Annotated in this window: 36 protein-coding genes and 2 pseudogenes; 18 read left to right on the plus strand and 20 right to left on the minus strand. The window is 61.9% G+C overall.

The genetic code is table 11. The features are described 5' to 3' along the window. Positions 1–159 precede the first annotated feature (159 nt). Positions 160–870: a hypothetical protein gene (locus A9K58_RS06410; RefSeq protein ID WP_065198566.1), complete on the plus strand. Its 711-nt coding sequence runs from the start codon at positions 160–162 to the stop codon at positions 868–870. 295 nt (positions 871–1,165) lie between these two features. Continuing rightward, positions 1,166–1,441: a hypothetical protein gene (locus tag A9K58_RS18980; RefSeq protein ID WP_081283992.1), complete on the plus strand. Its 276-nt coding sequence runs from the start codon at positions 1,166–1,168 to the stop codon at positions 1,439–1,441. A gap of 54 nt (positions 1,442–1,495) precedes the next feature. On the opposite strand, the gene A9K58_RS06415 is transcribed toward A9K58_RS18980, so the two are convergent. Further along, on the minus strand, positions 1,496–2,362 hold the full coding sequence (locus A9K58_RS06415) for an ImmA/IrrE family metallo-endopeptidase (protein ID WP_065198567.1): 867 nt from the start codon (positions 2,360–2,362) through the stop codon (positions 1,496–1,498). Between the two features lie 20 nt (positions 2,363–2,382). Continuing rightward, positions 2,383–2,703 (minus strand): helix-turn-helix domain-containing protein, encoded by a 321-nt coding sequence (locus tag A9K58_RS06420; RefSeq protein WP_065198568.1) that lies wholly within the window; start codon positions 2,701–2,703, stop codon positions 2,383–2,385. A 658-nt stretch (positions 2,704–3,361) separates the two neighbouring features. Between A9K58_RS06420 and A9K58_RS19695 the strand changes: the two genes are divergently transcribed. After that, positions 3,362–3,532: a hypothetical protein gene (locus tag A9K58_RS19695; RefSeq protein ID WP_196769163.1), complete on the plus strand. Its 171-nt coding sequence runs from the start codon at positions 3,362–3,364 to the stop codon at positions 3,530–3,532. Between the two features lie 370 nt (positions 3,533–3,902). Here A9K58_RS19695 and A9K58_RS06425 read toward each other — a convergent pair. Further along, positions 3,903–4,856: pseudogene (locus A9K58_RS06425) on the minus strand (site-specific integrase); the annotation flags it as partial. Between the two features lie 8 nt (positions 4,857–4,864). Here A9K58_RS06425 and A9K58_RS06430 point away from each other — a divergent pair. Beyond that, entirely contained in the window at positions 4,865–5,782 is a 918-nt protein-coding gene (locus tag A9K58_RS06430; RefSeq protein ID WP_065198569.1) for a DNA-binding protein, read from the plus strand. Positions 5,783–5,861: 79 nt separating this feature from the next. Here the strand turns inward: A9K58_RS06430 and A9K58_RS06435 are convergent, their stop codons facing one another. Continuing rightward, the gene (locus A9K58_RS06435) at positions 5,862–6,320 is read right to left on the minus strand and encodes a DUF3693 domain-containing protein (RefSeq protein WP_065198570.1); all 459 of its coding nucleotides are present in this window, start codon (positions 6,318–6,320) and stop codon (positions 5,862–5,864) included. A gap of 163 nt (positions 6,321–6,483) precedes the next feature. Here A9K58_RS06435 and A9K58_RS06440 point away from each other — a divergent pair, with 163 nt between their 5' ends. The 9 genes from A9K58_RS06440 (at position 6,484) to A9K58_RS06480 (ending at position 12,231) form a co-directional block, all read left to right on the plus strand. Continuing rightward, positions 6,484–6,723 (plus strand): hypothetical protein, encoded by a 240-nt coding sequence (locus tag A9K58_RS06440; protein ID WP_065198571.1) that lies wholly within the window; start codon positions 6,484–6,486, stop codon positions 6,721–6,723. Further along, positions 6,720–6,890: a hypothetical protein gene (locus tag A9K58_RS19445; protein ID WP_155760446.1), complete on the plus strand. Its 171-nt coding sequence runs from the start codon at positions 6,720–6,722 to the stop codon at positions 6,888–6,890. The genes A9K58_RS06440 and A9K58_RS19445 overlap by 4 nt, the downstream gene beginning before the upstream one ends. Continuing rightward, complete coding sequence (locus A9K58_RS06445; RefSeq protein ID WP_231109262.1) at positions 6,880–7,629, plus strand: replication endonuclease; 750 nt, start codon at positions 6,880–6,882, stop codon at positions 7,627–7,629. Before A9K58_RS19445 ends, A9K58_RS06445 begins: the two co-directional genes overlap by 11 nt. A gap of 73 nt (positions 7,630–7,702) precedes the next feature. Beyond that, positions 7,703–7,999, plus strand: a complete 297-nt coding sequence (locus A9K58_RS06450; RefSeq protein WP_065198572.1) for a hypothetical protein — start codon at positions 7,703–7,705, stop codon at positions 7,997–7,999. A 249-nt stretch (positions 8,000–8,248) separates the two neighbouring features. Beyond that, positions 8,249–8,479 carry a hypothetical protein gene (locus A9K58_RS06460; RefSeq protein ID WP_231109263.1) on the plus strand — a complete coding sequence of 77 codons (231 nt, stop codon included), beginning with the start codon at positions 8,249–8,251 and terminating at the stop codon, positions 8,477–8,479. 674 nt (positions 8,480–9,153) lie between these two features. Beyond that, the gene (locus A9K58_RS19830) at positions 9,154–10,047 is read left to right on the plus strand and encodes a virulence factor TspB C-terminal domain-related protein (protein ID WP_231109264.1); all 894 of its coding nucleotides are present in this window, start codon (positions 9,154–9,156) and stop codon (positions 10,045–10,047) included. Next, positions 10,047–10,367 carry a DUF2523 family protein gene (locus A9K58_RS06470; protein ID WP_065198576.1) on the plus strand — a complete coding sequence of 107 codons (321 nt, stop codon included), beginning with the start codon at positions 10,047–10,049 and terminating at the stop codon, positions 10,365–10,367. Before A9K58_RS19830 ends, A9K58_RS06470 begins: the two co-directional genes overlap by 1 nt. Next, positions 10,364–11,548, plus strand: coding sequence for a zonular occludens toxin domain-containing protein (locus A9K58_RS06475; RefSeq protein ID WP_065198577.1), 1,185 nt, complete (start codon positions 10,364–10,366; stop codon positions 11,546–11,548). The genes A9K58_RS06470 and A9K58_RS06475 overlap by 4 nt, the downstream gene beginning before the upstream one ends. Further along, on the plus strand, positions 11,545–12,231 hold the full coding sequence (locus tag A9K58_RS06480) for a TraX family protein (protein WP_065198578.1): 687 nt from the start codon (positions 11,545–11,547) through the stop codon (positions 12,229–12,231). Before A9K58_RS06475 ends, A9K58_RS06480 begins: the two co-directional genes overlap by 4 nt. Before the next feature lie 562 nt (positions 12,232–12,793). On the opposite strand, the gene A9K58_RS06485 is transcribed toward A9K58_RS06480, so the two are convergent. Beyond that, positions 12,794–13,147: a DUF3653 domain-containing protein gene (locus tag A9K58_RS06485; RefSeq protein ID WP_021201811.1), complete on the minus strand. Its 354-nt coding sequence runs from the start codon at positions 13,145–13,147 to the stop codon at positions 12,794–12,796. A 106-nt stretch (positions 13,148–13,253) separates the two neighbouring features. On the opposite strand from A9K58_RS06485, the gene A9K58_RS18995 reads away from it, so the two are divergent. Beyond that, complete coding sequence (locus tag A9K58_RS18995; protein ID WP_231109265.1) at positions 13,254–13,724, plus strand: DUF3653 domain-containing protein; 471 nt, start codon at positions 13,254–13,256, stop codon at positions 13,722–13,724. A gap of 67 nt (positions 13,725–13,791) precedes the next feature. Next, complete coding sequence (locus tag A9K58_RS06490) at positions 13,792–14,226, plus strand: hypothetical protein (RefSeq protein WP_065198579.1); 435 nt, start codon at positions 13,792–13,794, stop codon at positions 14,224–14,226. A 93-nt stretch (positions 14,227–14,319) separates the two neighbouring features. On the opposite strand, the gene A9K58_RS06495 is transcribed toward A9K58_RS06490, so the two are convergent. From A9K58_RS06495 to A9K58_RS06540, 11 genes are read right to left on the minus strand one after another with little or no spacing between them, the layout of a single operon-like run. After that, positions 14,320–14,946, minus strand: coding sequence for a TraX family protein (locus A9K58_RS06495; protein WP_065198580.1), 627 nt, complete (start codon positions 14,944–14,946; stop codon positions 14,320–14,322). Next, entirely contained in the window at positions 14,943–16,145 is a 1,203-nt protein-coding gene (locus A9K58_RS06500; protein ID WP_065198581.1) for a zonular occludens toxin domain-containing protein, read from the minus strand. The genes A9K58_RS06495 and A9K58_RS06500 overlap by 4 nt, the downstream gene beginning before the upstream one ends. A 1-nt stretch (position 16,146) precedes the next feature. Then, positions 16,147–16,458: a DUF2523 family protein gene (locus tag A9K58_RS06505; protein WP_065198582.1), complete on the minus strand. Its 312-nt coding sequence runs from the start codon at positions 16,456–16,458 to the stop codon at positions 16,147–16,149. A 2-nt stretch (positions 16,459–16,460) separates the two neighbouring features. Continuing rightward, positions 16,461–17,981, minus strand: coding sequence for a virulence factor TspB C-terminal domain-related protein (locus A9K58_RS20120; RefSeq protein ID WP_331250473.1), 1,521 nt, complete (start codon positions 17,979–17,981; stop codon positions 16,461–16,463). Between the two features lie 44 nt (positions 17,982–18,025). After that, positions 18,026–18,256 carry a major capsid protein gene (locus tag A9K58_RS06515; RefSeq protein ID WP_065198583.1) on the minus strand — a complete coding sequence of 77 codons (231 nt, stop codon included), beginning with the start codon at positions 18,254–18,256 and terminating at the stop codon, positions 18,026–18,028. Between the two features lie 8 nt (positions 18,257–18,264). Beyond that, entirely contained in the window at positions 18,265–18,468 is a 204-nt protein-coding gene (locus A9K58_RS06520) for a hypothetical protein (protein WP_065198584.1), read from the minus strand. Positions 18,469–18,471: 3 nt separating this feature from the next. Continuing rightward, positions 18,472–18,735: a G5P family DNA-binding protein gene (locus A9K58_RS06525; protein WP_231109266.1), complete on the minus strand. Its 264-nt coding sequence runs from the start codon at positions 18,733–18,735 to the stop codon at positions 18,472–18,474. Further along, a complete protein-coding gene (locus tag A9K58_RS06530) occupies positions 18,732–19,784 on the minus strand; it encodes a replication initiation factor domain-containing protein (RefSeq protein WP_065198585.1) in 1,053 nt (350 codons plus the stop codon). Before A9K58_RS06530 ends, A9K58_RS06525 begins: the two co-directional genes overlap by 4 nt. Then, a complete protein-coding gene (locus A9K58_RS20040) occupies positions 19,774–19,896 on the minus strand; it encodes a hypothetical protein (protein WP_260808590.1) in 123 nt (40 codons plus the stop codon). Before A9K58_RS20040 ends, A9K58_RS06530 begins: the two co-directional genes overlap by 11 nt. Continuing rightward, positions 19,886–20,170, minus strand: a complete 285-nt coding sequence (locus A9K58_RS06535) for a hypothetical protein (protein WP_065198586.1) — start codon at positions 20,168–20,170, stop codon at positions 19,886–19,888. Before A9K58_RS06535 ends, A9K58_RS20040 begins: the two co-directional genes overlap by 11 nt. Next, entirely contained in the window at positions 20,167–20,427 is a 261-nt protein-coding gene (locus A9K58_RS06540) for a hypothetical protein (protein ID WP_065198587.1), read from the minus strand. Before A9K58_RS06540 ends, A9K58_RS06535 begins: the two co-directional genes overlap by 4 nt. A gap of 126 nt (positions 20,428–20,553) precedes the next feature. Between A9K58_RS06540 and A9K58_RS20175 the strand changes: the two are divergent. Further along, a pseudogene (locus A9K58_RS20175) lies at positions 20,554–20,913 on the plus strand (DUF3693 domain-containing protein); the annotation flags it as partial. A 259-nt stretch (positions 20,914–21,172) separates the two neighbouring features. Beyond that, positions 21,173–21,547 (plus strand): hypothetical protein, encoded by a 375-nt coding sequence (locus A9K58_RS19840; RefSeq protein WP_231109270.1) that lies wholly within the window; start codon positions 21,173–21,175, stop codon positions 21,545–21,547. Between the two features lie 56 nt (positions 21,548–21,603). Here the strand turns inward: A9K58_RS19840 and A9K58_RS06545 are convergent, their stop codons facing one another. Then, entirely contained in the window at positions 21,604–22,083 is a 480-nt protein-coding gene (locus tag A9K58_RS06545) for a GNAT family N-acetyltransferase (RefSeq protein WP_065198588.1), read from the minus strand. Between the two features lie 152 nt (positions 22,084–22,235). Continuing rightward, positions 22,236–23,369: a pectate lyase family protein gene (locus A9K58_RS06550; RefSeq protein ID WP_155760453.1), complete on the minus strand. Its 1,134-nt coding sequence runs from the start codon at positions 23,367–23,369 to the stop codon at positions 22,236–22,238. A gap of 325 nt (positions 23,370–23,694) precedes the next feature. Between A9K58_RS06550 and A9K58_RS06555 the strand changes: the two genes are divergently transcribed. Then, positions 23,695–24,192 carry a YciE/YciF ferroxidase family protein gene (locus A9K58_RS06555; RefSeq protein ID WP_065198589.1) on the plus strand — a complete coding sequence of 166 codons (498 nt, stop codon included), beginning with the start codon at positions 23,695–23,697 and terminating at the stop codon, positions 24,190–24,192. 36 nt (positions 24,193–24,228) lie between these two features. Here A9K58_RS06555 and A9K58_RS06560 read toward each other — a convergent pair whose 3' ends face one another. Together A9K58_RS06560 and A9K58_RS06565 are read right to left on the minus strand one after the other, a co-directional pair. After that, positions 24,229–24,963 (minus strand): DNA-formamidopyrimidine glycosylase family protein, encoded by a 735-nt coding sequence (locus A9K58_RS06560; protein ID WP_065198590.1) that lies wholly within the window; start codon positions 24,961–24,963, stop codon positions 24,229–24,231. Next, positions 24,956–25,393 carry a BLUF domain-containing protein gene (locus A9K58_RS06565; protein WP_065198591.1) on the minus strand — a complete coding sequence of 146 codons (438 nt, stop codon included), beginning with the start codon at positions 25,391–25,393 and terminating at the stop codon, positions 24,956–24,958. Before A9K58_RS06565 ends, A9K58_RS06560 begins: the two co-directional genes overlap by 8 nt. Positions 25,394–25,670 lie beyond the last annotated feature (277 nt).

The raw sequence follows: 25,670 nt of genomic DNA on the forward strand, positions 1-25,670 counted from the left end.
TCGTCCGTGTGAGGGTTGGCACTATAGTGGGGGAGGGGTGGGGCGCCAATGGGGCGGCGCATGATCCGCCGTGACGCGTCACGTTAATTCCGTTGGACTCTGCGGGGCGGTGCGCTGCGTGCCACTATGTGGCGGGGTTGCATCGATGGAAGGGGATACATGGAACGTACACAGAAGACGCTAACGATGGCTGATGTTGCTGGATGGGGTTCGGCGCTCGTCACGTTCGGATTGATTCAAGGGGCCTTCTATCTGAAGGCGTTTTGGGGGCACTTCGGCCTGGATCCCTTTCAGTTTGTTGCGGTAAGCGAGCTTGCGCTTGCAGGGCTTGCGGGGATCGGCATGGTGTTATTCCTCATGCTGCTGGCCTCGCTGTTTGGCGGCTGGGTGGAGATGAAGGTCACGAGCGGCAGCTCCAAAAGCAAGCTGTTCGCATGGCTGTTTCCAGTGCTTTTCTTCACTGCCCTAGGGCTGCTGCTTTGGTGGTCGAACACGTGGCCTCTTCTGATAGGGGTTCTTCTGACGGTCATCTGTGCGTTGATCGTGCATCTTTCACCGGTGGTGCCCATCGCAGTGAAAGATTCCCCTTGGCTGATCTACGCCTTGGTGATGCTGGTCTACGTCTCGATAGCGTCAGGCATGCTTGGCTCCCAGCGTGCCGAGAAGATTTCCTCTGGCGGCGGCAAGCACGTCACGGCTGTGACTGTTGATGGAAAGGTGCAGGGCGACCTAAGCCTGATTGGTCGTCTTGGTGACAGCTATGCACTGTGGGACCCGGCGCGGAAGGCTACAGTGCTTGTGCCTGTTGGCGACGTTGGGAGGTTGGAGATTCTGCGAAAGGGCGTGATTCCTGTTCCGGCAGCCCAGTAGGGCTGGATCTCGGAAGCGCCAAGCTGAGAGTGGCAGTGCACTTCAGTACGGGGAGTAGCGATAAGGATGATTTATCGAGGGTAGGGCCAGTGTCGTCTCGCAACGAGAAAGGACATTCACCTACCCGCGAACTGGCCTCCTTGCTAGCGAAGCTACGTCCCCTTACGATCCCGCGCGTGCCAGAATGGCAACCTCCAGGGTGATGCATTATGGGTAAAGTCGTAGCCGGCTGCGAGGTCGACCTGGCATTACTTTCGGCGGAGTTGTGACTCGTTACAGGACTTCGGGAGGAAAGATGGATCTGTTTACGAAGAATGGTAAGCCTCTGCAGGTGCGCGGGGAGTTTGTCTACAGCCGCTCGGGCGCAGTGGTCGGCCGCATCAAGGGCGAGCGTGTTTTTGGCCCGGACGGGAAGTATGTGGGCTCCATTGTTAAGGATCGCCTGATTTACCGGTCTACTCATAGCGCAGCAATCAGCTCGCCGTTCTCCCGGGCAAGCCGTGCCGGCACCGCTAGGGCGAACCGGGCAGGCTCGGCCTCTTGGGGCGATGAGCCGACCATTCCCGACTAGGCAGGTCTTATTTTCAGGTCGAACCATCGTGCCGATGGGTGCAAGGACAGGTGCCTAACGCAAATCTATCCGAGGAGCCCACACCTTTGACCCCCTAGGCAGCACCAGAAGCGTCAGGGTGTAGTCAAACTGATCAGCACTGATTTTCATTTCCTTAAGACTGAGCCCTTCCTCTGCATGCTTGAACCAAGCGCGTGCGGGTAGCTCCACGCCCAATCGGTCGTGCACTACCTGACCGTTAGCCGCCAAGGTATCTTCGCCGATGGCGATTACGCTCTGCCGTGCACGGAAGAATGCGCCGCCAGCCCGTGCCGATCGGCTCGAGACCGACCAGTTGATGAAACCATCGGTGTGAGAAATGAGCACAGCGCACTGATCGGTGTGGTCGATCCAGCGCAATGCAGCAGCAGTTAGCGATACGCCATATCGATCGGCGCAGTCGGCGAGGGCCTCAAAGTCGGCACCGTCCTGTGTGCTCTGGCGGAAGTCATCCAGGGGCATCAAAAGCGTTGCCGCAAAGGCGTTGGCCTGGGCTTCCATAGACGCCTCCTGCTCCGTCAGACTCACCATGTCTTGCGTTGCGCACCGAAAGTCGAGGCGATCTTTTCGATGCAGCAAGTAGTGGCCAAGCTCGTGAGCTTGCGTAAAGCGAATGCGACCAGGGGATTTCAATGTCTGGTTGTAAAGCAGCATCCATCTGCTGCACGTGTCGTTGGCGAAAAGTGCACCTTCAAAGGACCTGATGTCGGCCGGTTCGACGTCAGTGATGGGGTCGTCCCAGTGAAAGATCTCCGCCGCCCCCTTGGCCAAAGCCACGACATCAACTGGAAAGCGGGGGTCTCCGTGGGCCTCCGACAGGATGTTGAGCAAGTGCGTCAGACGGTAGGCAGCTTTAGAGGGAGTGAGCACATCAGCATTCATCGGCCAATCCTTTGGCAAAGTTAGGACTTCTTGAATGTTTCCATGATCCTGCGCATTTGCTCCTTGGCGGTTGCGTCAAGTTCGCCGTAGTTCCTAAAGAACGCTTGGTCCAGATGGCGCTCCTCAGGACTTGTTGCCTCCTCATCCAGGAAATAGGACACATCCATGGAGAGCGCCTTTGCTAACGCAGCGAGCTTTTCGACCGAGGGGCGAGGGGACTCTCGGTTCTCCAATTCCCACAAATAGCTCTTACTCATGCCAGCGGCGTCAGCGAGCGAGTCAAGCGTAAATCCCTTCTCTCGCCTTAGGTTCTTGATTTTATTGCCAAAAATAGTGGACATCGACGGTTCCTTGAAGGCCGGCACAGCGCCAAGTGCCACTATACCGAACAAAAGCTTTGACAGGAGCGAACGATACGGGCAAGATCGCTTTGAAGTTCGCTATGCCGAACAAAAAATATCGCTATAAAAACGTGACTCAGTTCACATTTCACCAGAGGGCTGTGCTAGAGTCCAACGCAAAAGGGCCCGACCGCAAGGTCGAGCCCAAGATATAGGGGGTTCCAATTTTTTCAACACAACATGCAGTGGCTTTGAAGGTCACTGCATGGAGCTAAAAACCCCAACTGCAAGGCGTTCAGCCGGCGGGGTCTTCAAGATTGGCTGCCTCGTAAACAGCCGTAAAAGTATAGCGCGCTCCCAAAGAGTGTCAATACACCAGTCTTGAAGTTGTTGGATGAGCGCCCTCAACCAAGAGGACAAACGGCCGTGTCTAAAACGACCGCCACCCCTCGTCCTGGCTACAAGCTTATCTTCCGGGCAGTGATCACCTTGAAGAATGGCAAGAAGCTCCACGCTTCTGCCGCGGGCTTGAAGGCTTGGCCGATCTGGGTTCCTGACGTGTAGTCAGGTGATGTGCGGGGCAGCGATGCTGCCCCGCCTTCAGCGGCCAGGGCCAGTCGCCTCTTGTGCTTTTCTTCCTCAACTACCGAGAACTTCAATGGCTACTAACCCACCGAAAGGCGACGGTCACCGCAATGGCGCGGTGCGCAACCGGTCGCAAACCCAGACACCAGCTGGCAATTTCGTCAAGCGCGACACGGGCACCGGGCGCTTCATAGACGTCAAAGCGGACAAGACGCCTTTCAAGGGCGTGCGCAAGGAAAAGTAAGTGGCGGTCGGTGGTGCTGAGGCGCCACCGATCTCTTAACTGCTATCGATTTTAGGAGAAGCGCTTTGCCGAACTTCATCATCAACCAGAACGCCCAGGCCAACGGCGATCACGAAGTGCATAACACCACTACAGGGTGCGCCTTTATGCCACTGGCAGCCAACCAAATCAGCCTAGGCTCTCATGTCACATGTTGGCAGGCTGTGGCTGATGCCAAAGCCCGATGGCCGCAGAGTCGCATCAATGGGTGCTATTACTGCGCCAATGCGTGCCACACCAGCTAATGTCTCAATCAGAGTGCCGGCATCTAGCCGGCACTCCTTCCGGGCGATCGCTTAAGGTCGTTGATCGAGGAAAATCTCAAGGTCCCTTATTCATCCTCCAATAGACGTGCAGCTGGGTCGGCTGTTGCGCCGCCTGTTTGGAAGTACCCAACGACACTAGCGACCGACCGGTGCTCAGTCAGCTGCATGATCGCCGGCAGCGCCACGCCTTGGCGGCTGGCCTCGGTCACAAACCCTGACCGCAGGCTATGCCCCCCAAAATCCCCCTCCAGCCCGGCCAGACGCGCTCTCCGCTGGACGATCTCACCGACGGCGGCCGGGGAGAGGGCAGGACCGACTCGATTCTTCCAAAGTCGCCGGAAGATCGCCCCTTCGGTGAGGCCTGAGGCCTCCAACCAGTCCTGGAGGGCAAGGGCGGCCCGATCCAGCACCGGCTTATCCGGGGTCGAGGTAGCCGTAACCCCGGCCTGCTGGGTCTTGCTGTGCTCCAGCCTGTAGATGTAGCCCGCCTCGCCAATCCGGCGCAGGTCGCGGAGGTCGGCAGCGGCGATCTCGCTGCGCCGGCGGCCACCACTGGCAAACCCGAAGCAGAGTAGGGCGCGATCCCGAATTCCTTCCAGGCTGTCGTCGCAAGTGGCCAACATGGCCTCCAGCTCGGCCAGGGTGATCGCAGTCTTCTTGCGTGGGCGCTCGCCGCGTTTAACTGCGGCCCGCGCCGCGCGGCTGAGCACGGTGCGAATTGCAGGCTGCTCGCAGGGATTGGCCACGTGCTTGAGCCGGTGCGCAGTGGACAGCACGGCAACGCGATGGCGCACCGTGGCCAAGGTCCACGGGCCGACCTTGGCTTTGAGGCCAGCGGCCACCAAGGCCTGGTCGACGGCTGGTGGAAGTTCCCAGGCCAATTCGCCGTCGGTCGAGCGACGCTGTACGTGATCGACTACGAACTGGAGCACGGTGGCTTCGGGTACCGGCAAGGTCAACTCGATGCCGTAGCGCGCCGCGTGCCAGCCGGCCCAGTAGCGCAGGGCGCCGGTACAGGAGACTTCGCATGGCCCGCGGCATCACCGAATCTGACGTTCACACCTCCGCCGACGAGCTGGTAGCCAAGGGCGAGCGACCAACCGTTGGGCGAACCCGGGCTCACTTGGGGACCGGCTCTCCGAACACCGTCACTCGCTGGCTGGGGACGTGGTGGAACCGGCTCGGCACGCGCCTGCAGCCACGGCGTTCGGATTTTGATGACGCACCAGCTGTGTTGGCGGAACTGGCTGGGCAATGGTGGGAGCTGGCGCTGAAGCACGCTAGGGAGGCGACTCTTCGAGAGTTCGCAGAGACTGAGCTGTCGCTGGCTACCCAACGTGATGCACTGGATGCCAGGTCACGAGTTGTGGCTGATGAACTGAGTCAAATGCGCTCAGAGCGGGCCGCTATCGCCGGCGAACGCCTTGTTAGTACGCAAGCTACAGAACTGGAGCGACTGGTCGATCAGTTGCGCCTGCAGATCTCAGGGCTCACGGAGCAGCGGGATCTCGAGCTTCGGAGAGCCGATCGATCTGAGGCAGCAAGACAGCAACTTGATGCCCTGCTCAATGAAACGCTGGAAACGGCGAAATCTGAGCGAGAGGACTGGACCGAGTACGTCAGATCTGTCGAGAATCGAACGCTCAGCGAATTGGATCGATCTCGCCAGGAGGCGAAAGATCTCCAGACTCAACTCAACAATCAGGCTAAAGCCCAGAGGGAAATTGAGGAGCAGCTACGCAAGGAGTTGCATCCAGCCCAATCTGCAGCCATCTCGGCCGGTCAAGCTACTGATGTTCTCCGGGGCAGATGCGAGGCCCTTGAACAGCAACTCAGCAGCCTGCGACAACTTCCGGCGCAGCTGGAGGCAGCCTTTAAGCGGAATGCACGGAAGGAGGCGGCCCCAACGTCGCGCCCACGGCGGCAGAGCCCGAGGTCGACGTGAGCGTAACCGCCCAGGACAGCCGACACATACTTGCTTACTTAGGATCGTGTCCCTGAGTGCCTCAAAATTCTCAATAGAATCAAAAAGGGGCACGATCCTGAGCAAAAGGACAAGAACCAAGAAAACTGACACCATTGCCATGCGGAGCCGACAAAGCCAACGACGGACCGATACGGAATTTCGCATAATGTATATCGTGCAAGGCGTTACCTGGCTGCGGCATTGCCTGGACGTCATGGGGCAGGGCGAACCCAACTGCCAGCATCAGCGCCATTGCGGTCGCCGCCAGTCTCTTCCAGAAGTGTCGCTCCGGCGAGGTTTGGGCCTCTGACTTCATGATCTGGATTGCCGCTTTCTCCGGCTGCGGATGCCCTTGAATCTTCAAGCATTCCGCGACAACCCATACCTGGGGAACACGCTTCCCGGTGCGGTAATGAGAAATGGCGCCGTCAGAAATTCCGAGCTTCGGCGCGAGCTTCGCAAAGCTCTCAACGCCTGCTGCTTGTCGGGTCTTCTCGAAAAACTCTACCCAGTCCATGACCGTCTCCACCCGTTGACTACGGGCGAAGACTACAGGTGTTGACGGCTACGGGTGTAGCCGGTTATGGTGCGCCCCATCGACTACGCCTGTAGCCGATACCCCCGGTCGGCACCCCAAGGCCGCCCGGGGGCCCCTTGGGGCTTGGGGAGGGGTAGGGCACATGGACGCACTTGTTCTCGCCGTGCTGCTGGGGTGTATCGCAGCCGTGTCGTTGGGGTTGGCTAAATTCGTGACGTGGTGTGTTGATCGGCGTGCGTTCTCCGCTGGTCGCGCTGCACGCGAAAGCGAGTTCATTGCTCAGTCGGTCACTGACCTGCGCCGTCTGGAAATCGAAGCTACGAAGCGCGGCAACCTGCTTGCCGCGGCCGAGCTCGCTGACGAACAGGAGCGCGTCGCATGAGCAGGTACCCGTCATTCGCCGAGCTGGCGGAGTTCGATATGGGCCTTGCGGCACTCGCTGCCTTTGTGGCCGTGGTACTCGGGTTGGCGATCATTTCCATAGTCATTGAGCAGGCGTGGCTGGCACTTCGTCACTGGTTCAAGCGGCGGAAGGGCGATGGCCGATGAACAGTCATTTCCCCAACAGTCCGTGCTACCTGTGCGGGGGCAGCCTACAGATCCTCCGAGCATCGGATGCGACGCTGAACTGCTGCACCAGCTGCGGCACGTTGATTACCAAGCGCAGGGATACGCCGAGCTACTCCAGCGCGTTCCCTGGCAACAATTTTGGACGCTCACGTTCAAGCTCAGTAAGACCAGTCGAACAGGCGGTATGCACGAGGAAGCGGCTGATAAAGCGTTCCGCTACTTCGTCAGCTGCCTCAACCGCAGCATCTACGGTCCCAAGTGGGCATCGCGCTGGCACGGCGGCATTCAGTGGGCACGCGGGCAGGAGTTCCACCGCGATGGCCGCCTCCACTTCCACGCCGTTGCAGCTGCACCTACCGATGACCTTAACCGTCTCGCCAGCCGTTACGAGTGGCACGAATGGTGGTACCGGGAGTTCGGTCGTAATCGGATCGAAGCGCCGCGCAGCCAGGCAGACATTACCGGCTACGTAAGCAAGTACGTCACGAAAGGTGGTGTGGTCGATTTCTCGCGGAACTTCGGGGCATGGAACCCACCGCCCATCGACTACACGCGCCGCCCAGAGCAAGACGCCTTGATCGCAGGCGACAGCAACACGCGATCCGACAGGCCAGGGCGATACCTGGTCACCGGGCGGACTGATGCAAGCATCGCGCAACGGGGCAATAAGCGGTCCACCACGTCTCCCTGCGGGGGGGTAGGGGGGGACTTAGCTTGACCCCACAGTACCGCCCGAAGTTTGCCAACGACGAAACGACAACGCTAATCAAATAGACCAAGGAATCGAACCCATGAACGCTCCGAAGATCACGATCAATACCGCCGTCGAAACCCGCACCGTGACCACCAGCAAGGGCATGCAGAAGCCGATCTACAGTCAGCGTGCAACGCTCGAAACCGAAGCCATGCGCATCCAAATCGAAGTCGAAGTCGATGGCCTGGATAAGGGCTATCCGGTTGGCGCGGTGAAGGAGTGGGACCTCACCACGGACCTGGTGCCGGGCCGCTTCGGTGTGGAGCTCGCTCGCCGCATGACCTTGGTTGATCCGGTAGGCGTGAAGGCGCAGCCGGCTAACAAGGCGGCCTAATCATGTCCGGCCCGGCACCTCTCTACGTGGTCGGTTGCGCTGCTGAGAACGTGCAGCAGGACGGCACGTGCTCGGTGCCGGTCTGGATGCCATACCACCAGCCAATTCTGCCTCCCCTGGATTTGGCCGATGGGACCCTCGTTTCAGGAGCGATTGTTTTGTCCTGGGCGATTGGGTTGAAGGCGCGCCTCGTATTCCGCGCTGCGCGCATAGGGGTCTACTGATGACGAGGAAACCGCAATGAAGCACATGAACACCCTGCGCCGTTTTGGCGCCTCCACCCTCACCAAGATCGGCACCGGTGCCGGTGCCCTGGCCGCATCGGGCGCAGCCCTGGCCTCCGGCAGCACCTCGCCCGGCGCAGCCATCGCTGCCGAGGTCGCGAAGGGCAACGCAGACATGGCAATCGTGATCGGCGCCATCGCCCTGCTGCTCGGCATCTTGGTCGTGTGGGCGTACACCAAGCGGGCCGCCAAGTAACGCCGTGCAACGCGGAGCAGGGGGCGCGCGGAAACGTTCGCCCCCTTTTTATTGGGAGAAGGGATCATGGGCTACTTCGTCATCGTGGCTATCTGTGGTGCATGCTGGCTCGCGTTCGAGGGTCTGTAATGAACTGGTTAGCGCGTGTTCTTGCCAGGGCATTGGTACGGCGAACCGTCTACGCTTTCATGGCGCAGATAGTGCTGTTGTCAGCGTGTGCCGTCGTAGGAAGGGCGGAGGCGGCGAACTGCGCTTCGTACGACGACATGTGTACAGACGGGAATGCGCAATCTCTCGCGGCGGCCTGGGGCGGCGCGCAAGCGCGTTGTATCGCCACTGTTGGCCCTGAGGGCATAGCGCAGTCGAACGTTACCAGTAAGACTGTTGAAGGAACTGGGCGGGGCTACTTCACAGTGAAGGCGGCATGTACGTTTCGGGGGAATGTCATAACGGATGTCGTCCCGGCATTTCCGGATCAGGCGAGGTGGTATTACACAAGAGGATGTTCGTCTGAGCCCAGTAAGGTCACGCCGTTCTTTCCGCCCTCGGGATCCGTGCGCTGCGTGAATGGCTGCGAGGTTTCGTACCGTGATAATGGCGATGACACAACCACGTATTCGCCTAACGGCAGGACATGTGAGAAGAAGCCGGATTGCGATGCCCAAGGTAAGAACATGGTGTGGAATGCCATGCTTGGCGTGTGTCAGCCTGTTGAGCCCGAGTGCCCGGCTGGCAAGGTGAAAGTTGGTAATGCCTGCATTGATGAAAAGCCATGCCCGGATGGTATGGCTCTGGTCAATGGATCCTGCAAGAAAGAAGACAATGAGTGCCCGGCCGGCATGATTCGCAGCCCCCTGGGCAACTGCATCCCAGGCGATGGTCAGTGTGCTCAGGGTGAGGTGCGCGGGCCCGATGGCACGTGTAAACGTGACAGTGACAATGACGGTGACCCTGACCCGACCGGTCCCGATGATCCCGAGACATTCAGCGGTGGCGACGCCTGCAATGCACCGCCTTCGTGTAGCGGTTCTCCGATCATGTGCGGACAGGCCCGCATTCAGTGGCGCATCGACTGCAATACACGTCGAAATAACAACATCAGCGGCGGGCACTGCTCGCAGTCGGGCATGCCCGTCTGCACGGGTGAGAAGTGCAATGCGATGGAGTACGCCGGACTGCTGATGCAGTGGCGTTCTGCATGCGCGCTTGAAAAGATGGCGGGCGAGAAATCGGATACGCCTGGCTCCAGCAAGACGGATGCGAACGGGAACGGTGTGCCTGATGCGCTGGAGGGGAGGGGGGAGGTGACGGGGGTCGGCGACAACGCGGCAGATATCGCTAGCGCCAAGAAGTGGGGCATCGGGCTTTCGACGGACAGCCTTGATACCAGCAACATGTTCGGCGGTGCTGGAACGTGTCCCGAGCCTCCCGCGATCACGATCATGGGCAAAACGGTTACTTCGGCGGATTTCCCCCACTTCTGCCGTATTGCCGCAATCCTTCGCGCATTGATCCTGATTTTTGGTGCCTACTCCGCGATTCGAATTCTCATGGGAGGCCTTTTCTGATGGGCATGATCTCTGACTGGATTACAGATGCAACAACATCGCTGGTCGGCAAGCTGAAGGATGCTGCGGCCGGGCTGGTGGGCAAAGGGCTTGCGACTTTCGGCTTGACCACGGTCACCTTCAATGCGCTATTGCCCAAGCTCAAAGAGTTCGTCATGCAGTTTATTGGCGGAATCGACGGTCCCGCATGGCAGATGCTCAACTATCTGGGTGTCGGCATTTGTTTCTCAATGATCTTCTCTGCATTGACGGTTCGCATGGCTTGGAAAATCTTCATTGTTCCCAAGGCTGTCGCTGACCAGCTGGGGGCGGGCTCATGATCTATTGGTATACCGGCCAACCCGGACACGGCAAGACGCTTCACGCCATCGAGCGCCTGCTTGAGTTCAAAGACCAGGGGCGCATCGTATACGCATGCAACATTCGCGAGTTTGACTACGCGAAGACTGGCGTTTTGGAAATGACGCCGGAGCAGTTCCGTGACTGGCCTAACTTCTTGCCTGATGGCGCGGTCGCCCTGGTCGATGAGGCGTATGAGCACGGCATGCTTCCTAAGCGGCCAGCCGGTGCGAAGGTTCCACACCACGTGGAGCAACTTGCCAAGCACCGGCACAAGGGCTTGGACTTCATTTTCGTAAGCCAATCCCCCGACAAGCAGTGCGATCAGTTCGTGCATGACCTGATCGAGCGCCACGTACATGTGCGCCGCCGCTTCGGAACGAAGTTCGTGCACCTCCGCGAGTTCGATAGGTTCGAGGCTCGGGCCGAGAAGGCGACGCCTCTGACGATCAAGCGCAAGACGCTCCCGACGCGTCCGATGGGCATGTACAAGTCTACTGAGCTCGATACCACCGAGCGCAAGATTCCCTGGTATTACATCGCGCTACCGGTTCTCGCCGTAGTTGCGGTGGTGATGCTGTACGTGGCGTTCGGGCGAATGGACAAGCGCATGAGCGGCGGCGACCTTCCCGCGCCAGGTAGTGCCAGTGGCGCCAGCGCTCCGCGCGACGGAGCGTCAGCGACGGCGGGCGGAGCGGTGGCGGCAAAGTCGGCACAACCGTTGAAGGATTACGTCGACAAGTTCCTGCCGCGTGTCCCATCTCAGCCCTGGAGCGCGCCTGTATACGACGATGCGCTCAGTGTTCCCAGCGAGCCGCCGCGCGTTTTCTGCATGTCGTCGCTCGGTGGCGAGAATGGTCTCGGTGGTCACGACGAACCCAGCTGCAATTGCGTGACGGAGCAGGGCAGTCGTTACGACCTGGACGAGCCGACGTGTCGTTACGTCGCCCGGCGCGGCCAGTATGAGCCCTATCTGCCTCGGCGTGAGAACAGGCTTGTGGATGGTCAGACGCAGATCAATCGCGCCCTGGATCAGATCGAGCAGCGGGGGCAGGGCGTAGCTATTGAGCGGCAGCCTCGCGCAATGGGGAGCTTTCCCGAGTCGCCACCGATCCCGACAAGCAGCTATATGACAACGCCAGCGGGGGAGAATCGGCTATGACCAGTGGCGGGCGTGAACTGCTCAAATGGCTCGCTCTGGTGCTGATGACCGGCGATCACGTTGTGACGGCGTTTGGCTTGGGTCACGTGCAAGTCGTTTCCCAGCTCGGTCGGGTTGCGTTCCCCGTGTTCGCCCTGGTCATGGCTTACAACCTGGCGCAACCTGGCGCCGATGCGGGGAAGTCTGCTCGGCGCCTGGCACTTTGGGGCTTGGTTGCCACTCCCGCGGCTGTGCTGGCATTCGGCCAGGCGTTGCCGCTCAATGTGCTGCTGACGTTCGCCGCCGCGGCCGGCTGCATATGGGCCATGGAACGCCGTCAATGGGCGCTGGCTGCGCTGCTATGTATCGTGGCTCCCGTTGCCCTTGACTACGCTTGGCCCGGCGTATGGCTCGTTCTGGCGGCCTGGGCGTGGTTCAAGAATCATGGAAGGCGCACGCACTTCCTGCTGGGCTCTTGGGACTGGCGTCGCCAACGCCTCTACCTGGTGCTGCCGATCTGGGTATGGGCTTGCATGGGTCTGCTCTGCCTCTACAACGGGAACGGTTGGGCGTTGTTGGCCCTGCCTGTCATCGTCCTGGGCGAACTACCGGCACGGATTCCTCGATCAGGCCGGGCCTTCTACGTGTATTACGTGGGCCACCTGGCAATTTTGGTCGTGCTTGCGGCTATAGTCGGTGCATGAGCAGATTCTTCGACCTGCATTACTGGTTTGCCTGGTGGATGGACCGGGCGTTCAAGCGACGCTAGCCTTGTCGGAGTAATCAAACCTGACAGGGGTAGGGTATGGATATCCGCGCTGGCTTCCTTTTCGTACTACTGGCATTCGCTTTTCCCGCCGCAGCGCAGCTGCAGTCGGCTACCGGCCCCAGGCCGAAGCCTCTCCCGGCGGCCCCGAAGCCTGCTTACAACTCGATGTCAAAGACCACCACGCCGCTCAATTGTCACGAATTGGCCTGGCCGAACCACCCGCACCCGGGCGTAAAGACGTACTGCGAGCACCTCGAAGCCCGTCTGCTTTCAGATGAGGCGCGCCGCGCCGGTCGCCCTGGTCCTTCCGACAGCGTCGTCGTGCTCCCTTCGCTCGGGTCCGAAGCTTCCAAGCGCTCTGGACTCGCCTGTATTGGCGGCCAAGCTTTCCGAAAGCTGTCAAACGGATGGGAACAGGTTTCTTCGCCCGCAGGCGGCTGGCAACGCTGCCGCGAGCAGTGACCGGGGTGTAGGGGCAGCGCCCCTACGGAAACGCTTCACACGCGCTGGCGAGGCCTCGGCCCCTGTACTGGCAGGACTGCCGTCACTGGATCGGCGTCAGGGCCAGCCATCACCCTGGACAACCGCCGTTGGCGCCGTGCCATCAATGTGGCCACGTCGATCACTTCCGCGGAATCCATTGTGCTGGAAGGCTTCTCGGTGGGCGCCGATCGCAACTGCGCCATCATCCGGCGCCATTCCTGTGCTTGGCAGGCGGTGAGCGACAGCCAGGCCAGATCCTGCGGTTCCAGCTCGCGGCCTTCGGGCGTAATCAGGCGGTCGCCGAGGAAAGAAAAACCGGCCCAAGGGCCGGTCAAGTCGATACGGTGGTGCGGGTCGAACTCAATCATGCCGCGATCTCATCCTTGGCCGGGGTTCCAGGTCGCAGGCAAGAGCCGAGCCAGAGGCCCAGGCATTGCCAAGCGGAAGAGACGAACGCTCGGATTCGGCCCACCCATGATTTCGCATAATGTATATTATGTTCGCGAAGCTCCGGGGCTGGCTGGCACGTCTCTTGCCTCGCCCTCTGTCCCTGTTGCGGCATGGAGCCTGATTGTGCGTGATCGGAACCTAACCGGCCCTTGGGCCGGTTTTTCGTTTAGGGCTGGCCGACTGGTCACCCCCGAAGGCCGCGAGCTGGAACCACAGGATCTGGCGTGGCTATCGCTCACTGCTGCTCAAGCTCAGGAATGGCGCCGGATGATGGGCCAACTCCGCGGCAATCCTCGATCGGGACACCCTCGAAACCGTTGCAGCACTGAGGCTGCCAGAAACAGCTTCCCTGCAGTGCCGGCTGACGTGATCGAGGTGGCCACCTTGATGGCCCGCCGCCAAGAGCGGTTGTCCAGGGTGATGGCTGGCCCCGACGCCGAACCGCCAGCAGCAGTCCTGCCGGTACCGGGGCCGAGGCCTCGCCAGCGCGTGTGAGGCGCTTCCGTAGGGGCGCTGCCCCTACACCCCGGCTAGAATGCGCGCAGGACGCCTTGGGGGCCGTATGGAACGCGAACGACCGGACTACCTACAACCCATCCCGCGCTCGCGCTGGGAGTTCCCGTGGCTCGGCCTATGGGCCGTTCTACTACTCGGCATGGCCGCTGCCGGAATCTGGCTGCATCTACAAACGGGCAACGCTTGGAACGAGCGGTTCCAGAAGCAGGACGCCTCCCCAAAGCCCGTGCAGCACGCTGCGCCGTCGCAGCCGACGACGGCGGGTAACGACAGGTTCATGGCTGAAATCAGAGCGCGGCGCGAACTTGCGGAGGCCGAAGCCAAGATGGCGGAAGCAAGACTCAGAGAAGTTGCAGCAGAACGTGCTGCGGCAGGTCGATCAACCTCCGCGAAAAAGGATGAGTACCGCTGCATCAACGGAATCGCGTTCCGGCGCATTCCTGGGGGCTGGGAGAACGTGCCGGGCGACACCTGCCAGTAGGCACTTAGTTCTTCTGGCGCGCCTGCTGACGTGCGAACGCCCGATCCATCCATCGGGCAACCCAGTAGTGAACATTGAGGTAGTCGCGCAGGTTCATGGCCGCAGTATAGGCACCAGCAGCCCAATGCATGCAAGGTGTGCGACGTAGTAACCGTAGAAAGCCCAGCGGCCACGCGGCACAGGCCACACCAGCCGAGACAGGCCCAGCGCCACCGGGATCGCCGCCAGCGCCCAGAGGTTGCCGTTGAACCAGCAGATCGCCGCGAACGCCGGGACCAGTAGCCAGTACTGCCGCCGCCGGAAGGCCAGCCATGCCAGCAATACGAACCCTACCCCAGCCCATTGGTAATCCACGAATGCCGACGGCACCGCCGCGGCGAATGCCAGAACAACCCACCTGCGCTGGCCGGCCGCATAGATGCCAGCGGCGCACAGGGCGAAGGTGAGCAGGATGTTCAACGGCAACCAGTACCCGAACGCCAAGGCGTGAACCGGCTGTGCGATCAATCCCCAAGCGCCGAGCCTCCGCACCGACTTGACCGCGTCGGCGCCGGGCTGCGCGAGGTTATAGGCCATCACCAGCGCGAACAGAGGGAATGCCACCCTGCCCGCCTCGCTTAGTCCAGCCACGTAACCGCCGTAGATGACCTTGGCGACATGGTCACACGTCATGAGAACGACGGCCAGCCACTTCAATATCTCACGTGCGCTGCTGGTCATAGCTTGTTCGGTCCCGGCGCAGTGGTCATGTAGCTATCGGTTGGGAACGACGGCGACTCTGGAAAGCTCCCCATGGCCCGCTCTACGTGCTGCACTACGCTGCCCGCCAGCCCCACCGATTCGACCTGGCGCGGCTGGCTTGCGGCCTCAAAGCGCTGGTCACGCCGATCTTCTGGCCGTTCCCGGTACGGGTTATAGACCGGCCCATTCCGGGCGAGCGTGCGGCACTCTGGCTGGCTCAGTTCGTACGCCGTCCCCTGCTCGGTAAGGCAACGACAGCTCGCCTCTTGGCGCACGCCCTGCGCGTCCAGCCCTTCCATGGATGACATGCACACCAGCTGTGGGTCAGATCGCGCCTGACGATCATCGAATATCGGCGCAGTCCAGGGCATCGTGCTGATGCGCGGAAGATGGTCCTTTGCATAGGCAGCGGCTGAGGGCCAGCGCGGAGCGCCTTCCTTACGCGATCCACCGCCCGGTGGCGAAGGGGCCGCATCGGCTAACGCCGATTGCGTCCCTTCTTTGCCCACGCCATCTGTAAGCGCAGATGGGACGAGAGAACGGTAAGCCATATAGGCGCAGACAGCGCCAACGACGATCACTGCCGGAAGCAGCAACACCCTGAGCGGGATTCGTGCTTTGATCGTGTGAACCTCGGCGGATTTGTACTGTCCGAACACCTGCGAGGGCAGTAGCCGCGTGGTGCGCTGGGCCATGTCGCGCTTCGCAAGTGACTTGATTTCCTCGTTGAGTTCGCCCCAGCGATAGACGTCAAGCATCTTCGTTCCGAAGCGCCGCACCACGTGCGAGTGAGCGCCGATCAGACCACGCACGAACGGATAGAGCTGGTTCGGCTGCTGCGTGGTCCACACGAAGTCCAGGCCACGGTGGCGGTGTTCGGCCAGTTCCAACACGTGCCGGGGCGTCTGCTGTCGCGTGGCATCATGAAGATGGCCGAACCACTTCCATGCCTCGTCCACGAAGATCAATGACCCGTCAGGAATGACGTATTTGCCCTCGGCGTCCTTGTCGTTCCAGCTGCGCGCATCATCGAGCACTGTGGCAAGGCCGGGATCAAGGCCATCGATGCCGATAGCGAAAATCGGGCGAGTCGCCGCTTTTGCTTCCGCAATAAGGCGCTCCATCATGAGCGCAGTTTTGCCGTTGCCGGGCTGGCCGGTGAACAGTTCGATAGGCATGTCAGGTCCGCTTCGTCAGGAACGTCTTCGCGGCACCGACAGCGAACTTAGCCGTCACAGCGGACGCGATCATGGTGCACGCCACATCGAATTTCATGATGCCTGCATAGGACACCAGCAACGCGCCCCACTCGCCTCCCGGCGCACCGGCACGCATTGCGTCTTCCATCTGGCTGATCCATGGATCCACAAGGAACTCATTCGTCGCCCAGGAAATGCCGAGCCAGACCATCGCCTCTGCCACCCATGGGCCCCACTTCGAGCGGAACAGCGCAGCGAGCGCGGTCAGCAACGTGCTGATGAGCATTGGCATGGTTAGGCATCCTTACTGGCGATGATTCGGAGGCAGAACAGCGCGGCGAGGCCCACAACGAAGTAGCTGCCAAGGCCGAGCCACCGGCACAACGGCGTAGTGTCGAACGCAATGGTTCTACCCATGACCTCAATCGCTGGCGGTTGCGGGCATCCCCTGCCCCAGCCGTAACCCGAAGCGTCAGGCCGCGTTGGCTGTCCACTGTTCGGGGCCCACACGTCGGACGCTGGCCGGTCGGCAGGCGTGGTTACAGATCCACCTGTGCCGGTCAGAGCGTCACGAATCGCCTTGACGTCCCCGCTTTCGCCGCCGCCGTTGCCCTGGGCCATCTTTTCCAACGCACACGCGGACCTCCACTGCATCAACAAGGCGGAGTACTCCATCGCGTCACATTTCTCGCCGGTGCATACCGGCATTGCCGCGCAGGTACCACCTGCGACGTTTCGATTCTTTCGGGTATTGCAGTCGATACGCCATTGGATGCGAGCCTGCCCGCACATGATTGGCGAGCCACTGCACGCAGGCGGTGCACTACAGTCATCGCCTCCCGAGAACGACTCCTCGTCGACCGGATCCGGATTCCCGTCGCCATCGCTGTCGCGCTTGCAAGTGCCGTCCGGGCCACGCACCTCACCGGCGGCACACTGGCCGTCCCCGGGCAGACATTTCCCGTCAGGCGAGCGCACTTGGCCGGCAGGACATTCGTTTTCCTTCTTCTTACACGTCCCGTCAGGCTGCTGAGCCATGCCCTCGGGGCACGGTTCTGGAGCGCACTGCCCCAAGGAATTCGGCTTCGCGCCATTAGGGCAGTCCCCACTGGGAGGTTCGCAGACTCGCAATACCGCGTTCCAGTAATGTCCAGGCAGAATGTCACATGCCTTCTTCTGATCGTCCGGACAGGTTTCACCACCTGGCATGCCTTGCCACGTGTACGTACTATCCGCATTCTGAAACCAGCGACCATCGCAACCGTTTCGGCAGCCATAGCTACCGGATCGAGCGCCACCACTGAAGGAGGACCACGGCCCCTGCCCCGTGTAGGAAGGCTCCGCCTCACAGCCCTTCGCGTAGTACCAGCGCGCTTGCTCGCCCGGCGGCGCTGGCGACACATAAGTGACAACGTTCCCGTTCAAAAGGCACTCCGCCTTGACAGTGAAGTACCCCCTGCCCGCACCTTCCGGCATCTTGCTCGGCACATTGCCGCCCGCGCGGCCATTAGGCCCGGCAACCGCTACACACTTCGACTGGGCCCCGCCCCACCCTAACGCCCCCTGCTTGGCCGCGCCCTCGGTGCACTGCTCATCGTAAGAAGCGCAGGCAGCGGCATGCGCACGCCCGGAGAAGCACCAGCCTACAAGCGCGGCAACGAGGAGTATCGCTACTCGCCGAATGATCGCGGAAGCGAACACGCGTACCACCCAGCGCATCAGCTGAAATCCACGAAGATGATCGCGCAGGCCACCAGCCATGCGCAGAGCCAGATCCACCCTTCCATCCCAAGCCCCCTGCCCTGTCCAGGGCATTGAAAGACCGGGGGGAGGGAGTCGGCCCTGCCCCCCGGTTGCCGTTACATCGCGCGGCGCACCCACTTGTAGACCTTGACGCCGACCAGCACCATCAGCACCGCGGCGCCGATCTGACCGACCGGGCCGAGCGCGCCGTTGATCGCCGTGACCACGGGACCCACGTCCACGCCACCACCACCCGACGCGAATGCCGGAGCCGACACCAGTGCGGCGGTGACAGCAGCCGCCAGCGCGGCACGCTTGCCCTTCAGGGCGTTGAACATCTTGTGCATGTGTCCTCCTAGGACTGTTCGATTTTCTTGCGGATGAGCCGGAACACATACGCGACAGCCCACAGCAGCGCGATCTTTGCGCCGATGGCCTGTGCATCCTCAATCGACAGTTCCGGCAGTAGTGCCGGTTGAGGAATCCAGATCACAGCCGTGCAGGTCCCCGTGGCCGTGTCCAGGTCGGCTTCGCGGCACGCGGGGATCAGCACGGCCATGGATTACGGCTTCGCCTGGACGGCTGCGGCCTTCGCCTGCAGCGGAACGAGATCCACGTAGCGCTTCAGGATCAAGTCGCCGTACTGGCTCAGCGCGAAGGACTGGGGATCAATGTCGTACTCGCCCGGCGGGTACGGCGGGCGCGAGCCGAGACCGACACGGAACGGCAGCTCGAAGCCGTTGCCGAAATCGAGGCCGACCATCTGGGAGCGGATGATGGAGTTGGTCTTGCTGTTGTGCCGCTCTTCGACGGCGGCGGACTTCACACGGCAAATGGGCATAGTTCTTCCCTCACGAAACGATGGAGTGCGTCACCCTTGGCAATACCGCGAAAACGTCCGGGGTGACCGTCACGGACGATGCGGGCCTCGCAGAAGTCGGACCATGAATCTCCGAACGCTCCGCGCAGAACACTGAGAGCCGGGCCTACCTGGCGCTCCATCCAGAGCACCATTGCCTCGGCAGAAACTTCGACGTGCTTCCGGATCGTGCGCAGCCGTGTGCACACGCCCTTGATGAGATCGTGCAGCGCGCTGTACGAGCCGCGCAGGTACGCACCCGGGTTCAGCAGCACATCCAGCGGGATTTCCATGTGCTTGCCGTACAGGCGCACTTCGGCGCGCACCCAGCGCGAGGACGGCAGGCCCTCGGCCTTGCCTTTTTCGTACACGCACAGTTCCTTGTGACCTTTGCCGCCGACGTACAACGTGCAGCCGGTGTTATGGCCCTCATCGGAAATGAAGCGGTGACGCGGCGGGCAACCGCCTTCGGTGAAGCCGCCCTGCGCAGCAACCTCGCGGAGCGCATGCACGTCCAGGCGTTCGCCTTCGTAGTCGTCGTGCGCGCAATCAACGCGGGTGATCTTGGCGTCGAGCATGGAGCACTGCTTGTAGACCTGCACCCAGTTGCGGACCCACTTGCAGCCCATGCCGGTCAGGCTTAGGCATACGGTGCTCTTCTTGCCGCCGATACCAACGCGACCAACGACCTCATTTTCCCGGTCGATCAGCACCGCCGACTGCTCGTAGAAGTTCCAGTTCTTCTCCCGAATCGCACCGGCAACAACCTCGCCACGGAAGCCGAAGATGCGGAACAGCAAGAGATCCAGCTTCTTGCAGTTCACTTCTTCAAGGGCGGAGAGCGGGACCACAATGGTCAGGTAGTCGACGATTGCGTCCTGCTGACCCTTTTGGCCCGTGTTACTCCCCGGGCCAATCTCCGCCGCCCTTCGCCCCTTTTCACCGGGCGAAAGCGGGGAAAAGCCCCCTGCCCCGCCCTCTACAGCCATCCGGAAGCGAGCGCGATCAACGGCCATTGCGCCCCCCTTTGCCGCGCAGGGCGAACACCAGCGACCAGTAAAGGCCGGTAAGCAGCACGCCGCCCAGCACGAAAACAACAAGCGGCTCACGCAAGAACTCAGCGAACATCGGCGGCCTCCCGCTGCTCGGCGTAGTTGGCGGCGGCCAGCAGATCGCCGCGCTTGGTGGCAGCGATTTCGGCCTGATAGAGGGTTTCGTGATCGGGGGTCCAGCCCGTTGCGGCCAGTTCGGCGCGTGCCTGGGCTATCAAGGCCGCTTCCTTGGCGCGCCGGACCGCGGCACGGTCACGCCGGTCGAGGCACCACGAAACCAGCTTGGCGCTACCAATCGAAACGGCCACGATGGCCGCCAGCAGCACGAAGGCAATGAACGGATCGATCATGCTGGCAGCCTCGGACTCTGATGACGCAGGCACGCGAGCCGCGAGCGATGGCACCTGGCATCGGGAGCGAACCAGCCCTCGCCGACCCAACGAAGGTTGTCGCCGGACAGTCGCGTGAACTCGAAGCCCCTGCACTGCGGGAAGGTGCGCTGCCCGACCGGCAGTGCGCTCAGCTTGTCGTGGAAGGTTGCGATGAAACGCGCCAGCTTGCGCGCCTCGCGGTACTCAGCGGCCCATGCCGCACGTGTGGTGTTCATGCCCAACCCCCCTGCCCCAAGCCCCAAGGGAACCCGCCAGCGGCCTTGGGGTGCCGGTGGCGGGGTGTTTGTCGATTGCCAAACACGGGCGAATGTATAGTGGCTACCTAACACCATGTCAACCGGATGCCTAACATGACCGCCGTCGCCGATCTTCTTGACAAAGTGAAAGAGGCCTGTTCCATCCCGTCTGACAACGCTCTCAGCCAGAAATTGGGAGTAACCCGTGCTGTGGTGAGTACGTGGCGCAGCGGCGGAACGCCAATGTCCGATGAGCGGATTGCGCAGATTTGCGCCATGGGAAAGCTAGATGGCCCGCTGTGGATCGCGATGATCCATGCCGAGCGTGCGCAGACTCAGACCGAGCGTGCCCTATGGCGTTTGATGCTGGACCGGATCAGCGCGGCGGCTGCGGTCGTCGCGCTGGTAGCGCTGTCGATGCCAGGTCTAGCAAACGCAAAAACCGCCCAAATTCAGGCGGTTAGCGGTGCCGACAACGGCGGTATGTATATTATGTTCTCTACGGCACCCGGGGCGCTTATTGCCTCGGCACCCAACCCTGCTTTGGCATCGTGCCTGATCCCTGATCGATGCGTGTCGTTTGGCAACCCCGCAAACCCGTGTGCCACCTGCAGCAGAACTCCCAGGCCAGGGCCAGAACGCCACGACCCCGTGCGAGGCGTTGCGTACGAGCGGCGCGCCCTGCACCATGCCTACAATGCGCGCAGGACGCCTTGGGGGGCGCATGGAACGCCAACGACCGGATTACCTGGAACCGATCCCACGTACGCGCTGGGAGTTTCCGTGGCTCGGCCTGTGGGCCGTGCTCCTGTTGGGCATGGCCGGTGCTGGAATTTGGCTGCATCTCAAGACCGGAGATGCTTGGAATACTCGATTCAAGGGCGCGACAGCACCATCCGCCGCGGCCGCTCCCATCGAGCCATCAACAGCAGAAATTGATCCGAGTCGTCAGGTGCCTATCGCAGAGATCCGTGCACGCAGAGAACAGGCAGAACGCGAAATCCTGCAGCACCGCGCCGGGATTCGCTGCATCGGCGGCATTGCGTTCCGGCGCATATCGGGTGGATGGGAGAACATTCCCGGCCGGAAATGCTCGTGATGCGTCACGATAATTCCCGGGCAGGGCCGGGCGGCTTCACGAAATATTCCCTCGCATTACAGGAAGCGGTGCATGACATGGACATCGACCAAGCCGAGATCACGATGCCGGAATGCCTTCGGCACCGTGCCGACGACGGCAAAGTCCAGCTTGCGATACAGGGCGACCGCTGAAGTGTTGGTGCTGACCACGTAATTGAACTGCATGGCAAGGAAGCCCTCCGCCCTTGCCTGCTCCAGGCTGTGTTCAACCAGGGCCCGGCCAATGCCGCGGCCTTGTGCGGGCGGATCGACCACGTAGGTCGCGCTCGACACGTGCGCACCCAGGCCCGGGAAATTTGCGCCCATCCTGTACATGCCGGCCACCCGCGAATCCACTACGGCCACGTACGCTGCCTGTGCCTGGAACCAATGGTTGCGAAAGGTCTCGGCCTCGAAGGCGCCGGCAAAAGGAAGGGTGTCCCCTGCGGCGATGGCGGCCCTGAAGATGGCCAGCATGGTGTCGAAGTCGCGCGGGTTGGCGGGGCGGATATCCATGCGCGTGCTGGCGAAGTGACGTAGCGGCCAAGCGGACACTAGCAGAATCCGGCCCGGGCGTACCTGCAGTCCCCTGCCCCATCACCTGGATGGCGTCGGGCCCGCACGGCCGGGGGTGCGGGCCCAGGTTGAGGTGCGCTGCGCGCCCCGGTTCAAAGCTTGCCAGCGCCTGCCTTGGCCAGGACGTCAGAGGCTACCTGCGCGGCGTTCAGCGGGATATAGCTGTAGGGCGGCGTCCATCCAACGTTCCGGTCCCAGCTGCACACCAGGCTGCCGCCATTGAGGATCGAGCCGTCGTCACGGTACACCGTGCCGCCGTAGTTGGCAGCGATCTTGTCGCAACTGCTGACGCCAGCCAACTGGAATACGTTCGATTCGGAACGAATCCTGGATTCCTTGCCGACACCATGCGCGTACACGAACGGGTAGACGGCATGGCTGGTACTGCCCACGTGGTAGTTGTTGTACAGGTGCACCTGGCCAAAGCGTACCCGCGGGCCGCGCGAGCCGATGTTCTCGAACAGGGTGTTGTGGATGGTGACCTTCAGCTTTCCGCTGTCCTTGCTGCCGGCACTGTCACTGGAGCCGATCAGGTTGTTCTTCTCATGCAGCCGGAACACCGAATAGGAAATCGTCACGTAGTTCGCCCCGTTCTTGACGTCCATCGCGCCGTCGTGATGCTGCTTCGGCCGGCCGTTGGCCGAGCCGTTCTGATCGTCGGTCCGGCGGCCGTCGGTGAAGGTCACGTGATCGACCCAGACATTGCTGGCACCGTCCACGGTGAGGCCGTCGAACTCCGAGTTCCAGTTGCCGGCGCTGCCATCATCCGGGTCCCAGACTGGCTGCGGGTCCCAGGGGTTCTCGATGGTCAGGTTGCGCACGATCACGTCGTTGGCCTTGATCATCACGTACGCTTCGCGCAGCTCGGCCGTGGTGCCGACGCCGATCAGCGTGGTCTGCGCGGGAATGTCCAGCCGTCCCCTCGCCTTCATGTCGGCCGTACTGGTGTAGGGCTGGCCTTCGCTCATGTCGATGATGCCATTGATCCGGACGATGCGTCCGCCGCTGCCGACGCTGGCCTTCAGTGCGGCCTTCAGGGCCGCCGCGCTGGACACAGTGAATACCGCCGATGCCGCCGCTGCCGAGCCACCGCGGGTGCCACCATTCTGCGTGGCCCAACCGCTGCTGGCGACCTCGCGGCTGCGATCCGACTGCGCGTGTGCAGGAAGCCCGGCCGCCAGCATCAGCGTGGCTGCCAGCCACAGTCCAGGCATGGGTGTCTTCATCATGGTCGATCCTTGTCGAGTGCGCCCGCGTCATGGGGCACTGCGATCCTCCGCCCGGATCGCGCGGCATCGACTGGATTACGGCGGCTCTGCGACGATCTGCGTGTACGGTCACGGATTGCCCCGTTTCGCGCGGCACTGTCTGCGGCAAGACAGCACGACAGTGCGCACTGTCTCCGGGCTGCCTCGGCTATTCGCGGGACAGGCGCGTAAAGGCACTGCATAGGTGGACGCGTTGCATCCGCATGGATCCATCACGGAAGCTGGGCCTGGTTTCAACCCGATGCTCGATAGCCTCATGGCTCCCCTCAACGTGGAGCCACGCATGGCCATCAAGACCGCAGAAGACCTGTTCATCCATGAACTGTCGGACATCTACAGTGCCGAGAAACAGCTGACCAAGGCCCTGCCCCGTCTGGCCCGTGCGGCCGAAAGCCCGGACCTGGCGGTGGCCTTCGAGACCCATCTGGAGGAAACCCAGGGCCAGGTCGAGCGCATCGATCAGGTCGTGGAAATGCTCGGCATCCGCCTCAAGCGCATCAAGTGTGCCGCGATGGAGGGCTTGGTCGAGGAAGGCAAGGAAGTGATCGACAGCATCGACAAGGGGCCGGTGCGCGACGCCGCGCTGATCGGTGGCGCGCAGAAAGTTGAGCATTACGAGATCGCTGCCTACGGCACCATTGCTGCGCTCGCCAAGCAGTTGGGCTACAAGGACGCCCTGCCCCTGCTGCTGGAAACGCTGGAAGAAGAAAAGGCCACCGACGAGAAGCTGACGCTGCTGGCAAAGGGCGGTGGCAACGCGAAGGCTGCGCAGGCGGCCTGACACGAGGCAGGAGGCCGGCCGCCACGGACGGCGGCCTCAGGGGCCGTACAGAACCTGGTCATCGGGGCAGAAGAACGTGCGGCGCCGGGTCCTGCCCATGTGCAGCTTGCTTATCGGCCCGCCACACAACGGGCATGTCCGTCGCGTATGCACCTGCCAATGCTGTTTCAGCTCGAAACGGCGCTTCCATTCCAGGAAATCAAAGCTGTAGGCACGGGCCTGTTCGATCAGCGCGGACAGCTTTCGCGGCGCCAGGTCGCCTACGCGCGTGCCGGGGTGCACCCGGATCCGGAACAGCACTTCGTTCTTGATGATATTGCCGACGCCGGCAAATACCGCCTGGTCCAGCAGGGCGTCGCAGACCATGACACCGGGCATGGCCTTGAGCTTGCGCCGGGCCAGCTTCGGGTCCCAGGCGTCCGCCATGACGTCCCCGCGCCAGTCATAGACCTCATCCAGCGGCTGGTCGATCAGCCGAACCGAGCAGGCATAGAAATTCAGTTCGCCATTGTCCAGGCGCAACGACACCCGTGCTGGGCCAGGCTTGCGTTCATCGATGCGCCAGCTACCGAACAGCATCAGGTGGATGCGCAACGTCTGCTGGCCGAATTCGAGCAGGAAGTGCTTGCCCCAGCTGCGAACTGCCTTGACCCGACGCCCGCGCAGGGATGACAGATCGACGCGGCTGTTGCCTTCCACATGCTGGACCACGTGCCCCTTGAAGTGGCTGGCCGCCTCACGCAGCAGGACGATGGAAGGACCCTCAGGCATGTTCGCCCTCCACTGGCAGCGCCTGCACCATGGCCTGCAGGCAATCGAGGGCGCTGCTTCCGTTGCCGGGCGTACCTGCACTCCGCACGAAACCGGTCCAGTCGGAGATGGCGACCTTGGCCAGGGCGAGCTGATCGACCCGCACGCTTCGCATCCACCACTGCGGGAACTGGCGGCGCCCGATCCTGCCACGATTGAGTTCGACCACGCCGCTGTGGCTGCTGGCGGCCAGGATCCGCGCGTAGGCGGCGTTGATGCCCGGTTCCGGTCCTTCGATGTACTGCAGGAAGCGTGTGCCGTCGAACAGCAGGACGCCGGTGACTGCGGCGGACTCATTGAACTTCAGCGCGTCGGCCACGAGGCGCCGCATGCGCTCGCCGGACAGGTCCAGAGCGGCTTCACTTGCATAGGCAATCGCACGAAGGGGCATGGCATCACCAGCTGTTGCAGACAGCTCTACCTTAATCTTCGCGGCCAAAGGCCCGGTGACCCCGGTGTGGACGCGATGTCCAGTCGCGCACGCATCCTTCGGCAGTGCGTTGACGGCGCTGCCTGTTGCCCGCCGCATCCGGGCGTTACGGGCGCGCGGACACCTCCGCGTAGAGAAAGCATGAGGAATCGTGGCGCCGCATCTGACATGCCGTTGGCGGACGAGCCACCGCGGGCTAGCGGCGGATCTGGAAGATGGTCCCTGCCGTCGACATGGC

It is taken from the genome of Stenotrophomonas maltophilia (genome assembly GCF_001676385.1).
In the GTDB taxonomy this organism is placed as follows: domain Bacteria; phylum Pseudomonadota; class Gammaproteobacteria; order Xanthomonadales; family Xanthomonadaceae; genus Stenotrophomonas; species Stenotrophomonas maltophilia_J.